At 32.9% G+C, this 13,371-nt stretch carries 16 protein-coding genes and 1 pseudogene; 7 read left to right on the top strand and 10 right to left on the bottom strand.

From position 1 onward, the window contains the following. Window positions 1-62 precede the first annotated feature (62 nt). The 5 genes from Q0017_RS02750 to Q0017_RS02730 are packed head-to-tail and all read left to right on the top strand — an operon-like array spanning window position 63 to window position 4,535. Window positions 63-1,598, top strand: a complete 1,536-nt coding sequence (locus Q0017_RS02750; RefSeq protein ID WP_136144149.1) for a 5'-methylthioadenosine/S-adenosylhomocysteine nucleosidase — start codon at window positions 63-65, stop codon at window positions 1,596-1,598. A gap of 19 nt (window positions 1,599-1,617) precedes the next feature. Next, window positions 1,618-2,565: a CBASS oligonucleotide cyclase gene (locus tag Q0017_RS02745; protein WP_298142354.1), complete on the top strand. Its 948-nt coding sequence runs from the start codon at window positions 1,618-1,620 to the stop codon at window positions 2,563-2,565. Between the two features lie 2 nt (window positions 2,566-2,567). After that, the gene (locus Q0017_RS02740) at window positions 2,568-3,065 is read left to right on the top strand and encodes a hypothetical protein (RefSeq protein ID WP_298142352.1); all 498 of its coding nucleotides are present in this window, start codon (window positions 2,568-2,570) and stop codon (window positions 3,063-3,065) included. Beyond that, entirely contained in the window at window positions 3,062-3,958 is an 897-nt protein-coding gene (locus tag Q0017_RS02735) for an ATP-binding protein (RefSeq protein ID WP_298142350.1), read from the top strand. Before Q0017_RS02740 ends, Q0017_RS02735 begins: the two co-directional genes overlap by 4 nt. 28 nt (window positions 3,959-3,986) lie before the next feature. Then, window positions 3,987-4,535, top strand: a complete 549-nt coding sequence (locus tag Q0017_RS02730) for a 3'-5' exonuclease (protein ID WP_298142348.1) — start codon at window positions 3,987-3,989, stop codon at window positions 4,533-4,535. 250 nt (window positions 4,536-4,785) lie between these two features. On the opposite strand, the pseudogene Q0017_RS02725 reads toward Q0017_RS02730, so the two are convergent. Next, window positions 4,786-4,966 (bottom strand): annotated as a pseudogene (locus Q0017_RS02725) (IS982 family transposase); the annotation flags it as partial. A 373-nt stretch (window positions 4,967-5,339) separates the two neighbouring features. Between Q0017_RS02725 and Q0017_RS02720 the strand changes: the two are divergent. Continuing rightward, window positions 5,340-5,888, top strand: coding sequence for a sce7726 family protein (locus Q0017_RS02720; protein ID WP_298142346.1), 549 nt, complete (start codon window positions 5,340-5,342; stop codon window positions 5,886-5,888). Window positions 5,889-5,969: 81 nt separating this feature from the next. On the opposite strand, the gene Q0017_RS02715 is transcribed toward Q0017_RS02720, so the two are convergent. The 5 genes from Q0017_RS02715 to Q0017_RS02695 form a co-directional block, all read right to left on the bottom strand. Beyond that, window positions 5,970-7,183 (bottom strand): IS3 family transposase gene (locus tag Q0017_RS02715; RefSeq protein ID WP_298142344.1). Its coding sequence is split into 2 segments (ribosomal slippage): window positions 5,970-6,856 and window positions 6,856-7,183, totalling 1,215 coding nucleotides; the frame shifts between segments, so codons are not numbered across the junction. 54 nt (window positions 7,184-7,237) lie between these two features. Further along, complete coding sequence (locus Q0017_RS02710; RefSeq protein ID WP_298142341.1) at window positions 7,238-8,293, bottom strand: hypothetical protein; 1,056 nt, start codon at window positions 8,291-8,293, stop codon at window positions 7,238-7,240. Further along, entirely contained in the window at window positions 8,283-9,110 is an 828-nt protein-coding gene (locus Q0017_RS02705) for an ImmA/IrrE family metallo-endopeptidase (RefSeq protein WP_298142338.1), read from the bottom strand. The genes Q0017_RS02710 and Q0017_RS02705 overlap by 11 nt, the downstream gene beginning before the upstream one ends. Then, window positions 9,107-9,787 carry a hypothetical protein gene (locus Q0017_RS02700; protein ID WP_298142336.1) on the bottom strand — a complete coding sequence of 227 codons (681 nt, stop codon included), beginning with the start codon at window positions 9,785-9,787 and terminating at the stop codon, window positions 9,107-9,109. The genes Q0017_RS02705 and Q0017_RS02700 overlap by 4 nt, the downstream gene beginning before the upstream one ends. Before the next feature lie 44 nt (window positions 9,788-9,831). Next, window positions 9,832-10,038 (bottom strand): helix-turn-helix transcriptional regulator, encoded by a 207-nt coding sequence (locus Q0017_RS02695; protein ID WP_298142334.1) that lies wholly within the window; start codon window positions 10,036-10,038, stop codon window positions 9,832-9,834. A 118-nt stretch (window positions 10,039-10,156) separates the two neighbouring features. Here Q0017_RS02695 and Q0017_RS02690 point away from each other — a divergent pair, with 118 nt between their 5' ends. After that, window positions 10,157-10,618 (top strand): hypothetical protein, encoded by a 462-nt coding sequence (locus tag Q0017_RS02690; protein ID WP_298142332.1) that lies wholly within the window; start codon window positions 10,157-10,159, stop codon window positions 10,616-10,618. 15 nt (window positions 10,619-10,633) lie between these two features. Here Q0017_RS02690 and Q0017_RS02685 read toward each other — a convergent pair whose 3' ends face one another. From Q0017_RS02685 to yhhA, 4 genes are read right to left on the bottom strand one after another with little or no spacing between them, the layout of a single operon-like run. Further along, entirely contained in the window at window positions 10,634-11,380 is a 747-nt protein-coding gene (locus tag Q0017_RS02685; RefSeq protein ID WP_298142330.1) for an HEXXH motif-containing putative peptide modification protein, read from the bottom strand. A gap of 5 nt (window positions 11,381-11,385) precedes the next feature. Next, complete coding sequence (yhhC, locus tag Q0017_RS02680; protein ID WP_298142328.1) at window positions 11,386-11,970, bottom strand: cyclophane-containing peptide 2OG-Fe(II) oxygenase YhhC; 585 nt, start codon at window positions 11,968-11,970, stop codon at window positions 11,386-11,388. Then, window positions 11,967-13,091: a cyclophane-forming radical SAM/SPASM peptide maturase YhhB gene (yhhB, locus tag Q0017_RS02675; RefSeq protein WP_298142326.1), complete on the bottom strand. Its 1,125-nt coding sequence runs from the start codon at window positions 13,089-13,091 to the stop codon at window positions 11,967-11,969. The genes yhhC and yhhB overlap by 4 nt, the downstream gene beginning before the upstream one ends. Window positions 13,092-13,093: 2 nt before the next feature. Next, the gene (gene yhhA, locus Q0017_RS02670) at window positions 13,094-13,252 is read right to left on the bottom strand and encodes a YhhA family cyclophane-containing RiPP (RefSeq protein ID WP_168730614.1); all 159 of its coding nucleotides are present in this window, start codon (window positions 13,250-13,252) and stop codon (window positions 13,094-13,096) included. Between the last annotated feature and the right edge of the window lie 119 nt (window positions 13,253-13,371).

Below are 13,371 nucleotides of genomic sequence, written 5' to 3'. Positions count from 1 at the left end.
TTAATAATAATGATTACTCAAAAATAGTACTCATTGCATCAATAGAAATAACTGGGCTTAAAATGAACGACTCTCATATGCTTTCTGATAGCTGCATTCTACTGGCAGGGAGTATTTCTCATGCTACAAATGATGACCAAATTGATAAGGCACATGCATTTGTTGAAACTCTTGTTACAGAAATAATTAATTCAGGTGGAAGTTTTGTTGGCTATTTTTCAGCTGAACCAGTTAATGAAAATCAAAAACCTTTACTGTTTGATTGGACTATTGCAAGAAAGATTAATGAATTAACCAAAGAAAATAATAACGATGTACGTCTAAAGATTGTTGCATCAAATGATCGGTTACAAAATAAAACAAACGTTGAACAGCGTCAGCTTTTGAATAGCATGATAGCTCGTGGTATTGCTGAGCATATCTGTATCGATGATGAGATCCTAACTGGAAGCAATGTCGGCGAAGAACAAATAGAGCATGCTACAGCAATGATAGCTCTAGGTGGTGGTAAAGGTGTATTAGATAGAGCCCACAAAATGGCAAAGAAATCACTACCTGTTTTACCCCTTGATCTTCAACTGGGAGCAAATAAAGAAGATGGAAAGGGTGCATTAGGTGTCCTTCAAAAATTTCGTGAAGCTCCTTTAACTTACATGCAAAATACTGGTTTGTCGGTAGTAAAAAGTATTTCAGCAATTACTCTAGAAGAACCTGTATTAGATTTCTCACAAATATCAAAGAGAATTATCACAATCTTTCATGAAGAAGAGCAAGCTCGATTAGCTGCTCTTCCACCAGATGTATTAGTATTAACAGCTTTACCAGTTGAGCTATCAGCAGCAAGACAGGCATTAAATATTAGTGAAGATACTCAGCCCTTTATTACTAGTATAGGGCTTCACGTTTGGAAGACAGTAATTATTCGAAATAATGGAGTGCGTGCAAATTGTGCAATTGCATCTTTTGCAGGTCCAGGAAATGTAGATGCATCTTCAATTACATCTACATTACTAAGCGAATTACAACCCAAGAATGTAATCATGTTAGGTATCGCTGCGGGAATGCGAGAAAAATGTTCTTTAGGTGAAGTAGTCTTATCTGAACGGGTTGTTGCGTATGAAGGAGCTGCTCTAATTGAAGGCGGGGTTACGGAACACCGCTCTAGAAGTACAGAGTTAGATTTAAAAGTTAGGCAGGATGTTAATACATATTTATCTAATAAAAGTTCTGTAGAAAATCGTTTAATTCAAAGCTATGAGGCCTTAGAAATCAATTTTCCAGAGAACATTGAAATTGGACCAGTCGCTAAAAGCGTTATGCCTAAGACAGCCACAATTGGAAGTGGTGAGAAGCTTCTTCGCGATCCAGAAAAATTTAGAGCTTTGAAAGAGCTTAATGGAAAAATAGAAGTCGCTGAGATGGAAGGTGCAGGAGTATTTGCAGCTTGTGCTAACCACAAAAAGCCTGTGTTGATGATTAGGGGAATTAGCGACTTTGGGGACTCCACAAAAGACAATCGCTTTCATGATTTAGCAGCAAAAGCTGCGGCAGCAGTAACAGCAGATTATATTGCTTATGGATTAACTCTTAATAACTAACTTTGGGAAACCTATCCGAATGTCACTTAAAAATTCAGATCTCCAATACTATGATGGCAATATTTTGCGTTTATCTTCTGAAAAACGTAAAGAATATCATGCACAAGTTGATAATTTGATTGCTGAACTGCGTAAACATATAACAGTAAACTCTGACTTAAAAGTAAAAAAGGTAGTCAAAGCTGGCTCGTTTGCTAAGTTCACAATTCTAAAAAAAACAGCAGAGGATGATATCGATGTTGACGTTGTGTTCTATATAGATGGTAAAAATATTGATGATACAACTTTAGATAATCTTAATGATCTAATTTACTCGTTACTAACAAAAATTTATCCTACTAAGGCAGTTGAAGATTTTGAAATCCAACGAAGAGCTGCGACAGTAACCTTTGTCAAAAGTGGTATCAGTGTTGATATCGTTCCTGTTATTCAAGATGAATTAGATCCAAATCATGGCTGGCAATATGATCTTAAGTCCAAAGAAAGAAATTTGACTTGTGCCCCTTGTCATATTCAATTTATCCAAGATAGAAAAAATTCAGACAAACACTATCGAACTTTAGTACGTATGGCAAAGCGGTGGAAAAATTTTGCGTGTCCTCCTGGACTCAAGTCTTTTCATATCGAGTTGATTTTAGCTTATTTACAAGATCGTGATGGGCCGACTCAAAATATTGAGCAACGTTTTAGAGAATTCTTGGGGTTTATAGCACAAAGTGAACTAAATAAACGTATCGATTTTCCTGAGAACTCAGCAAAGATAGAGAAATATTTTTCTGATCCAGTTGTAATTATTGATCCTGCGAATCATGAAAATAATGTGGCCTCGCGAATAACTCCAAACGAAAAAGAGCAAATTGTCAATATAGCCTTAAAAGCATGGGAAACCGCAAATTATGCTTCAGTAGAAGACGATATTGATATTTGGAAAGAAGTTTTTGGTAATAAATTCAAAATTAAGGATTAAATATGAGTTCGTCTAATTCCAGCACCTATACCACTACTTATACTTTTGCTGATGTTGAAAAAGTTGTACGTAGCATCAAAGCGGATTTAGTTATGATCGCAAGTAGTACAAAGGCAATAACTGAGTCTGAAGCTAAAGAATATGCTCATGATATTGAGCTGTTAGCAAAAAATGACTATTTATCTAAAGTTGATGTGACCTTAATAAATTCCTATGGCTCAGAAATTAGAGCTATTCAATATACATTTCAAACTGAAAATGCATCAGGTTCAGAAAGACCAGGTGGAGTAATGTGGCCTCACACACCAGATGGCCGAGTTAGAATTATATTGTCACATACAGATAAATATCGTAGTGAATCAGATAAAATTTCTAAATTACCATTTGAAATAACTTGGGTATCAACAACAGAAAGTACAAATCATAGTAGCCTCTCAGCAGTTGGGGAACGTGGCTACAGCAGTAATGGTTATGGTGCAAATAGGAGCGATTATTCATGAGCAAATCAACAGTTTTTGAAATTAAAGCAGATTTACCAATTAAACAATTTGATGATTTAGCTAATAAATTACTTGGTTTTGAATCAAGATATGCTCGTATCAAAAAGCAAGTACAGCTCTTACTGCAAGTTGATGAGTTAGAGCTCTGGAGCAAACAGAAGCATGGTAAGAAAATTGCATTAATTGATCTTCTTGCTGATCAATATCCATTAGCTATTTTCCATGGTGATGTTGGTACTGGTAAAACTGCAAATGCTGAGGCAATTGTCAATCGATTAGCCCGTGATGCTAAAATTGAAGATGCTCTACTATTTAAATTAAGTAATAAAGTTAGAGGAACTGGTAAAGTTGGTGAAATGGGTACTCTAATTTCACAAGCATTCGATGAGATCACTAGATCGATTGGCAGTGGGAATGGTCGAGCATTTCTTATTATTGATGAAGGTGATTCACTTGGAGCATCTCGAAGCCAAGAAAATAGCCATCATGAAGATAAAGTCGGTGTTAATACTTTAATTCAGGCTATTGATGATTTGAGAAAACATGGTGGACGGATATTTGCGATCTTATGTACCAATAGATTAGCTGCCCTAGATGCTGCTGTCTTGCGTAGAGCCTCAATTGTAGAAGAATTTGTTCGCCCATCAAATGAAGAGCGACATGAGCTTTTTACCAAAGACTTATCAGATATCAACTTTTCAGAGAATGATATTGCAGAATTAGTAAGTGTGACAGCCCCTCGTGGTGAAGAACCAGGTTGGACATATTCAGATATTCGTACTCGTTTATATCCAACAGCAGTTGCGTTAGCATTTCCTGAATCAGAATTAACAATTTCACATTTTCATCAAGCGCTTAGTAAACTTAAACCCTCACCTATAATGGCTGGATAAAGAAATCTTAGTTGGAAGGAGCATAATAATGGGCAAGAAAGAAATCTTTATTTCTGTTGATATTGAAACAGCTGGTCCTATTGTTGGTGAACACAGTATGCTGACAATAGGAGCATGTTTTGTATATAATCCTGCGGTTGAATTTACAATAATGCTCCAACCAATTAGTGATAAAGCAATTGAAGAAGCCCTAAAAGTCTCAGGCATAACTTTAGAACATGCAAGTAAAGCAGGACTCCCACCAAAAGAGGCTATGTCTCAATTTGAGAATTGGCTGATTCAAAATATGCCTGAGAATGCTGCTCCTGTTTTCGTAGGGCTTAATGCCCCATTCGATTGGTCCTTTATAAATTTTTATTTTTTGAAATATTTGAATAGAAATCCTTTCGGCATTTCAGCCATAGATATCAAAGCTCTTTTTATGGGCGCTACAAAATGTAGTTGGCACGATACAAAATCAAGCTCAATAGATAAATATGTACATCCGACCTTACAAGGTGATCATAATGCTTTGCATGATGCAAAATACCAAGCAGAGCTATTCAGATTAGTTTATGAGTTAAATCGCTCAAAATAAATAATATTTTGAGTTCTGAAATCAAATTATAGTATCTGAATTAATTTAGATGCTAAAATACACTGAGTATCAAAGAGAAAGGCTGGTAAATTCAGCATTCAGTTAATAACTATTTTGTCCTTTATTTTTTTAGTATCAATTTCATGACATTTATTAGTTAATAACTATTTTGTAATAAAAGACAATTTAACTAAGTTTAAGTTATTGATTTTTAATAGTCATTAGTTAACAACTATTTTGTCTGACCACAATTAGTGAAATGAGAGCATTTATACATACCAAATAGCAATAAAGGTGATTTCTGAAATACTCAAGTGAGCTGTTCGGGCTCTGGAGAAACGATGGCTTTGCTTAAGGAATTGCCAATAAGTTGCTTCAAATTTAAGAAAGAAATCATCAATTACGCAGAATAATTCGGTACTATTAAACATAAGGACTAGAGCTTTAAGTTTTGTGTGGTAACTCAACTGATGGCTCTAGTCCTCTTATTTTTCAAGTCAATTTCTTATCCGCGATTCGGGTTATATATGAAGAATAATTTTATAAACTTTACAAAATATGATCTCTAGTAGGTGTCAAAACGGTTAACTATATAAAAAACAATAAAAATAAAAATAAAAACTTAAAAATCAAAATCCTATTAAAATATAAATCAAATATTTTTTTTAAAAATTTGATTTTATGGAATTTCTTCTGAAATATAGCGATAAATACAACTTTTACAATTAGTTTAAAAAATTAGAGAGAAGACTAAAATCGGTTATAATTATTTCACTATTTACATAGCTAAAAATCATGCTCGTTATGAATGATGCTGAAATCAGGTTAGCCCTGACCAATTGGCTGAACCAAAAAAAAATTTCTCCTCAAAAAATTTTAAATGAAATCACTATTTCAGATGGTTTAGCACGTCCGGATCTTATAGCGATTTATAGTTATTCTCATTGTTATGAAATCAAAGGTGATAATGATCAAATACAACGTATAGTCAGACAATTTACCCACTATCAGTCTTCATTTAAGAAAAATACACTGGTTACGACTCAAAAACATCTAAAAAAAGCGTTAGAGCTTCTGCCTGACTTTTGGGGAATTATTTTGGCAATAAATGAAAATGAAACAATAAAATTCAAGTATGTGAGAAAATCTTCTCACAACCCATTCTATCGCAAGGACATAGCTTCAAAGATTCTTTGGAAAGCTGAAATGCAGCAACTTTTAGAAAATAAATATATAAACTATAAATCAAGTTCAACAAGAAATGATCTAATTGATCTCCTAAATATCTCCTACACTTCTTATGAATTAGACCAATCAATTTGCCTTAGCTTATTAAATAGAAAAGTCTCTTAGCATATATGTCACATGTAAATTAATGTTAGGCTTTAAAATAGTAGAAGAAGTTACTGTATTAGCCCCCGTAAAAACGGACAGTTAACTTGCTAAGTTTAGCGATCGAAACTCCCGAGGGGATTTCATTTTTAGCCCACTATGGGGATGATTGCAATTGTAATCTTCAATCCAAGTCGGTAAACATCGCATAACCGTTTCTGCATCAGGTACATCATTCAAATACACATAATCCCGTTTAAATGTTTTGACGAAAGCCTCAGCCATTCCATTACTCTGTGGACTACGAATTGGTGTTGTGCAAATACGAAACCCTAACGACTGAGCAAATACACGTGTTGGATGAGCGATGTAGCAGCTACCATTATCTGTAAGCCATTCAATCCTATGTGGAAGATGAGAGACTACACCGAAACGTCGTTCCATACTTTGTACGAGTACATCACAGACCATTTCACTACTGATGCCAGCAGTCGTTGCTACATAACTCATGATTTCACGATCACAGCAGTCTAAGCTGAAGATCACTCGTACCTTTTCACCATTCCAACACTTGATCTCGAAGCCATCTGAACACCAACGGAGATTAGAGTCAGATACGATAACCTTTCCCTCATGTGTACGATCATTTGGGAGAAGCTGAGCTCGAGTGAGCAGCAAATCATTCTGCTTCATGATGCGGTAAATACGCTTATGATTTACCTGCTTCAGTATTAGATTACTCGCCTGTAAATTGCGATTGAGATGCACTGTAACACGCCGATAGCCATTACTTGGTCGTTGGTCGCAAATAGCTCGAATCATTGGAAGCAGGATGTGATCATCCGCCTTGTTATACCTCGAACGAGACTTCATATTCGGTTGCTTCAAGCGACGATACAAGTTCGATCTCGACACACCGAGTGTTCGTGCTATTTGTTGTGTTGGGTAGCGTCGGGTGGTAGTAAGGGCATGTGCGATATGTACTTTTTTGTTTGTGCAATCTCTAATGCATCTTTGAGAATTTCTGCTTCAACGGTCTTTCGACCGAGCATCTGTTCAAGCTGTTTTACTTTTTTTAATAATGAATTGTAGTCTGAAACACTCACGACTTGATCATTGGCTTCCACGGCAGTTACTCCACCATCTTGCATAAGTTTCTTCCATTTAAACAGCAAACTTGGCGTAATTCCATACTGTCTAGCAACGGAGGAAACGGATGATCCTGGTTGCATGGTCATAGCAACAAACTGTGCTTTCTCTTGACCTGTATAACGTCTACGACGCTGAACAGATGTAATAACTTCAATACGTTCCATAAGACACTCCTTAACTCTAGTTCTATGCCTAGGTCTTAATTTTGAGTGTCCGTTTTAATTGGGGGTTAATACAGTTACTGATAGGCCTGTTGGCTGTTTTTCATGAATATATTTATCACCAAATGAATAATCCTTTTTTCTGTAAAAGTGTTTATGAACAATTTCATCAAGTAATGGCTTAAAAGGATCTCTTAAGCCTCTAGTTTTTCCACTTCTTGTAACATAAAAATAATGATCATAAGGGTAAAAAATTTTACCTGTCATATATGACTGAATAGTCTCAATATATATGTCTAAAAAACTAGTTTCAGGACTAACACACGTGTAATCACCAAAATCAAATTGTATGTTTTGTTCTTTTAATTTTTTGAATACTGAAACTTCTTTTCTTTCGACAACTTTATTCTTTTTTGTTTCTATGAGTTGAGTTATGACTTTAGGAATAGTTGATCCCGATACTATTATTCTTTCGAATTTGCCCAAATCTAGATTATCTAGAAAATCTATAACCTGCTTACTAGATCTCTCGACATCTTCTACAACCCTTAAGTCAAAAATAAGAATAATTTTTTCAAAGGTAGATTCTAAATTTGCTACGCAATCCTCAAAATCATATTCAATGAATTCATAATCTTCAAAGGCAGATTCAGTTAATCGAATAGCAACTTTATCCTTTAGAAACAATCCTGCTTTTGCGCTAGCTATAACGCAATCTAAATGCTCCTGTACTCGATCATCAACACCACATACAGGTATCATTCCAAGAGGAGCAAATTCATTTATTATCGATTGATAATTATATGTTTTTCCGTCAATTTTTACTAAAGGATCAATATCATAATTATCAATAAATATTTCATCTAAAAAATTAAGCTTAGTATTCAGATATTTTTTTTGAGCTTCAATTTTCTTTTTCAATGCATCAGTTTTAAATTCGAGTAATTCCTCTGGAGAAAAAGAGTTAATACCATCATTGTGAGACTTTGAAGGAAGTTCATTAGGCAAATCAAAGAATACACTTAAATCTACCTTAAGTTCATCATCTAAGTAATTTAAAGCATAAACTTCATTCATTTTAAATTTTAAAAATGGAATATATTTAGAGTTCATAGTTAATTTTATATTCCGCTCTTAATTTTGAATAACTAGCCCAATCATTATTTTCAAACGATAGCCTCCCCGCAATAATACTTGGATGAACTTTAAATAGCTTAGAATAGCTAGCCAAGTCTTCTAAGTTTCTTGTAGTTTTAATAGTTCTCCAAATTGAATTAGGGATCATTATTTCCCTCGCAAGTTTATTTGCTTGCTTCTCTAATTTATTTATATCTAAATCGGAACTTTCTTCAAAATAGTCCACAATAGGCTCATTCAGTTCATCAAAGTGTAATACGATATGGGATAATTCATGGAGTAAAGTAAACCAAAAACTATCTAAATTTTTTAGTCTTAGAGACATAGCAACAACTGGCTTTTCATTAACTTTTAAAGAGACACCATCTACTTTTGTACCTTCCTTAGCAGTTTCAAAAATTAGGTATATACCTTGCTCTAGAAGATAATTTTGTATAACTATCAAATTAGTTTCTTCGATGAATTTATTAAATAGTATCCGTAGAAAATTCCTATTTATGCCAACGTAGGGCTTATCCAAAAAACCATCTAAAAATCTAGCTTTACCACTTACAGTTGAAACCCAAAAATCAATTAGATATTGATCTGCTGAATCCGTTTTCTTAAATAAACTTTTGGTGGAGCTATTACGGTAGATATTAAAAAACTTGTGATAGTTTTCATTATTTATACCAATTTTTTTCTTAATATTATCAGGCATTTGCGAATAATATGCATGAAAATTTTCAAACTCATTAAAGATTTCAACACTATTAGCTGAATGACATCCAATTGATTCTATTTCCAAACTCATGCTACTGCTCCAATAATATTTGAAACTTCATGATCTGGTAATTCAAAATACTTTAATGAAGGCTTATCATTACTTTGAACATGTTGCATCTTCAGTTTATTAATATAATACCCTTCAGCTTGTATAAGTGAATGTAATGAAAAACGTCCAGAATTATTATATTTTTTTGCAAGATAATTAATTGCTTTTAATAATAGTGAGCTTCCCAATCCCTTATATCGGTGCGATTCAATAGGGGTATAACGATTCCATGGAGCAACTGCTAAATATTCAACATAGAAAATTTGCTCCAAGGGATTCAGACAACTATCTTTAGGAAAATAAATTAAGCATGCTGCCTGTACTTGCGAATCAATAGTAAGATAAAACCATTCATTACAATCGTCAGTTTTCAAATGATAGGTCTTATCTAACCATTTCCAATGCCAATCCTGTGAATCGATTTTTTTTGCTAAATCAAGCGTTTCTTCTTTCGGTAAACTTTTCAAATAAGCCAGAACTTGTGTATGGTATAGCTTCCATTCTTGATCACAATAAAGGGATTTTTCAAAACTATATCCATTAGAAATTTCTAATAATTGTCCAGTCGGCAAATATTCTGAATGAATAATCTGCTCATTAGGTGATTGAATTGGAATTCCATAACTTTTCAACTGATCTAAAATAGACTGTCCCATATCACCCCCCATTTTTTCCGTATTATAACAAATAAAATCAAAAATTAAGGCAAGAGAAGACTGAAATCGACTTCTAATATTTTTGCGATATCATATGCTTTCTCTAAAGTAATATTTACTTCTCCGCGCTCAATACGCCCCATATAACTTCGATCAATATTACATAACAGAGCGAGCTTCTCCTGGGATATCTTTTTCTCTTTTCTATATTTCCGAACTAATTGTCCAAAAGCGATACTAAGTTCTGACATTTCAATTCAAGTGGTCAAAAAACAGAACTATCACTATTTGAGGACTATATATCCACGGACTATAATCCTCTTTTATTTTTTTTATGCTGTGATTGTCATGCTTATAAGCAATATGCCGATGTTTGAACTTTTTCCACCACTTTTTAAGAGTAAAAAGATTGAACAGTGGACAGCAAATGAGTTTTGGAAACACTTAAAACTTAGTAAAAAAGAACGTAATCGCTTTAATCGACAACGAATGTATCGATTACTGAGAAAGCTAGTAGAAGATGGTTTCTTAACAAAAGAAACCAATTTGGTTAACCCTCGTTTTTCAACATTTTCGGAAACAAGTAAACTCGATCAATTGAGAGAAATTACAGATACATCTTTAGATTTTGTAGAAATGAGCCACTCTAAAGAAGAAACTCAAAAGAAAATCTTAATGTTAGAAAAGCAACTAGAAAGCTTCTCTTTATTAGAAAAGAAATTTCCAAATTCAGCAATTAGGATCAATACTGAAAAAAATAAATGCATTGAGAAATTAAATGATCTCAATGCATACACTACTGCTTTAAATTGCGTCCTAACCTCTCTTTAGAGGTTATGGCTACATTTAAGGTTTAAGACAGAACTTTAAAATATCCTTTCCAGCTTTAGTATAAAAATCTGATAATTGATCAAAATTTAGTAAATTAAGCTGTTCCTGAATATCGTCTATACGATGTTTAGCAAATATAGTCTGGTTAGCAATGTAAACTTTTTCCCAAAAATTCTTTAAATGTGAAAATACATATACAGCATGTAATATACCTTTATTATTGCGAGGCTCATCCTTCCAAGGAGAATAAATCTTAGAGTCAGTTAATGCATAAAAATTATATTTTCTTTCAAGCAACGATAACTGTAGATGCATAGCTTCATGAATCACATTCTCTACAGTCCTCTCGAGCCAATTCTTTAAATGTATATTAGGCAGATTTATGAAAATCGTATAAGGTAAATTAGGGTCGCTAAAACTTATATCATTGTCTTCATTCTTTGTTTTTAACAGGTGAATTGATTTGACTAAAATATCAACGTAGATGCCAACAGAAAAACTATCATTTTTCCAAATATATTCAAAAACCTCATTTATTTGTAATAAAGCATCTTGCTCATTATATTCTTGATCTAACTCAATACCGATATCTAGCCAAGTTTCTGAAAGATTTTGGGGAAGTTTTTGTAATATTCTTGAAGTAGATTTTTTTTCACTAGATGAGCCATTTATATAATCAAGAGTATTATAATTTTTATAATAAATATCACTTAAAACTATGTTTAAGATTTCATCTTTATCAGGATATAAATAATTAATCACAACCTTTAACCTGAATAAAAAGTAAAAATAATTGTTAGTCTATTACCGGAATATATCTCACTCACTGCATGATGAGAATTTTCTGATATTTCAAAGCTTTGTAACAAATTACCTTCTGGAATTATTATATTATGTATTGATGAAGCATCATTACTAGAAAAGACCATACATAAGCCTCCATTCTCCACATTCCAATTAGAGTTGAAATGCATAAGAAGCCTATGACTTTCTTTTAATTGATCATCAACTAAAAAATCATTATGTATTTTAATGACATGTCCTTTAGTTAATTTGTGTGCTACCACATCAACCTGATTATGTAGATTTACTTTATATGTTTTCTCTACAATTCCCTTTAATTCTGTAAGATAATCTTTTGATATTATAAATTTTAAAAATTCAGGAAGCTCTATATCTTTTAGACTAAATTCATATTGTGTATAGAAACTAGCTTTTACCAAATTCCATGGTGCTTCATTTAGCAACCAATACTGGATATTTTTCTTCAGACTATCATCAATATAATACTCTGAAAAAAAATGTTTATATGGGGCTAATTCCAAAGAAATATAACTAGGAATAGAGATCATTTAATACCCATTAAATTCAGTAATTTATATATATAATATTTGTGATCATTACAATAAATAGAGGGATTATCAAATTCCTTCTCTTTACTCCATCTTGATAAAGGCATACCACCACCACAAATAAAATTAATTTCGCAATTGATACAATTTTGGCATGTAGGTTTTTGAATTTTAGATGCCTCTACATATTCTTTAGATTTAAGGGTATCTATTAAGGTATTTGGCTCATTAATATTAGGATGTTTTTCAAAATAATCTGCACCATCAAAAGTAGCTCTTAATGTATCGTTTTTACGTATTTCACCATTAGTTTCAATTACTAAGATACCAAAATTGTTTTCGCCCTTACCTTCTTTATCAGGATTTCCTCCTAGAATTATTTTTATTAAATCATCAAAAAAGCGAATTGGTACAGGTTCAGGATCTCTTAAATAATATTCTAATAACTCTCCTAACCATTCACCATATTCAATACTTTCAAAACTTTCTTTTCCTTTGGGAAGATAAGTATGATTCCCATCCTGCAAAAGTACATCAATACTTTTACTACCAATACTTTTTAAATATTTATAATTTTCAATTGGTGAAGTTGTTGGCTGAATTACTGATAAAGTACCCGAAAATAGAAAATCTCTATCAGGATGTGAAACCAATTTGTCTATACCATTAACAACTTTTTGAAATGAGCTTTTACCATCATGGGTAAATCTAGCTATATCATTTGCCTTTTTCACACCATCCAAACTCACAGAGATACTAGTTTTATATCGGCTACAAATTTCTAGTATTTCATCATTTATTAACATCCCATTTGTTTGAATAGCAATTGGATACTTATGATGGTTTGGTAAAACCGTACGCAAATTTGAAAGCATTTCTTCTAATCTAGTAGCCCCCAACAGCAATGGCTCTCCACCATGCAAGACAACGGCAAAACCACTTTCTTGGAAAGAAATTACCTGATTCAAACTGTTGCAAATCGAGCCAATAGTTCCTTGACTCATTCTTTTTGGCTGATTTACCCAGTTTTGATCTTGCCCTTGATATACATAACAGTAACTGCAATCAAGATTACATCGACTTGCAATCTTGATTAACAACGTATCGAGACGATTTAACATTATTAGCGATTATGACGATTATGAACTCGATCATAATTACCACCAACGCATGACATTTTCTCTTTTTCCATCTTAACTTCTTTAATAAGTCTTTGTAAAACAACACTATTTAAAGAAACTTGTTTAACATTTTGTGCTACTGATTGTGATTGTGGTTGCATTGTAAGACCCTCTTCGTTTATTTCTTAATCTAATTCTAAAATAGAATTTCAAAAAAATAAATAAAATAAATAACTTACAACACTTTAAAAATACAAAAAACAATTAAATAATTGTTTTT

This window comes from uncultured Acinetobacter sp. (genome assembly GCF_947624825.1).
In the GTDB taxonomy this organism is placed as follows: domain Bacteria; phylum Pseudomonadota; class Gammaproteobacteria; order Pseudomonadales; family Moraxellaceae; genus Acinetobacter.
This window is presented reverse-complemented; position numbering and strand designations above follow the sequence as displayed.

What these genes read in the sequence shown, in the direction of transcription:
- yhhB (WP_298142326.1), bottom strand. Translation starts at nt 13,091, where the DNA reads ATGTTAAATCGTCTCGATACGTTGTTAATCAAGATTGCAAGTCGATGT.
- Q0017_RS02745 (WP_298142354.1), top strand. Translation starts at nt 1,618, where the DNA reads ATGTCACTTAAAAATTCAGATCTCCAATACTATGATGGCAATATTTTG.
- Q0017_RS02690 (WP_298142332.1), top strand. Translation starts at nt 10,157, where the DNA reads ATGTTTGAACTTTTTCCACCACTTTTTAAGAGTAAAAAGATTGAACAG.
- Q0017_RS02730 (WP_298142348.1), top strand. Translation starts at nt 3,987, where the DNA reads ATGGGCAAGAAAGAAATCTTTATTTCTGTTGATATTGAAACAGCTGGT.
- Q0017_RS02705 (WP_298142338.1), bottom strand. Translation starts at nt 9,110, where the DNA reads ATGAGTTTGGAAATAGAATCAATTGGATGTCATTCAGCTAATAGTGTT.
- Q0017_RS02700 (WP_298142336.1), bottom strand. Translation starts at nt 9,787, where the DNA reads ATGGGACAGTCTATTTTAGATCAGTTGAAAAGTTATGGAATTCCAATT.
- Q0017_RS02720 (WP_298142346.1), top strand. Translation starts at nt 5,340, where the DNA reads ATGAATGATGCTGAAATCAGGTTAGCCCTGACCAATTGGCTGAACCAA.
- yhhC (WP_298142328.1), bottom strand. Translation starts at nt 11,970, where the DNA reads ATGATCTCTATTCCTAGTTATATTTCTTTGGAATTAGCCCCATATAAA.
- Q0017_RS02740 (WP_298142352.1), top strand. Translation starts at nt 2,568, where the DNA reads ATGAGTTCGTCTAATTCCAGCACCTATACCACTACTTATACTTTTGCT.
- Q0017_RS02695 (WP_298142334.1), bottom strand. Translation starts at nt 10,038, where the DNA reads ATGTCAGAACTTAGTATCGCTTTTGGACAATTAGTTCGGAAATATAGA.
- Q0017_RS02735 (WP_298142350.1), top strand. Translation starts at nt 3,062, where the DNA reads ATGAGCAAATCAACAGTTTTTGAAATTAAAGCAGATTTACCAATTAAA.
- Q0017_RS02750 (WP_136144149.1), top strand. Translation starts at nt 63, where the DNA reads ATGAACGACTCTCATATGCTTTCTGATAGCTGCATTCTACTGGCAGGG.
- Q0017_RS02710 (WP_298142341.1), bottom strand. Translation starts at nt 8,293, where the DNA reads ATGAACTCTAAATATATTCCATTTTTAAAATTTAAAATGAATGAAGTT.
- yhhA (WP_168730614.1), bottom strand. Translation starts at nt 13,252, where the DNA reads ATGCAACCACAATCACAATCAGTAGCACAAAATGTTAAACAAGTTTCT.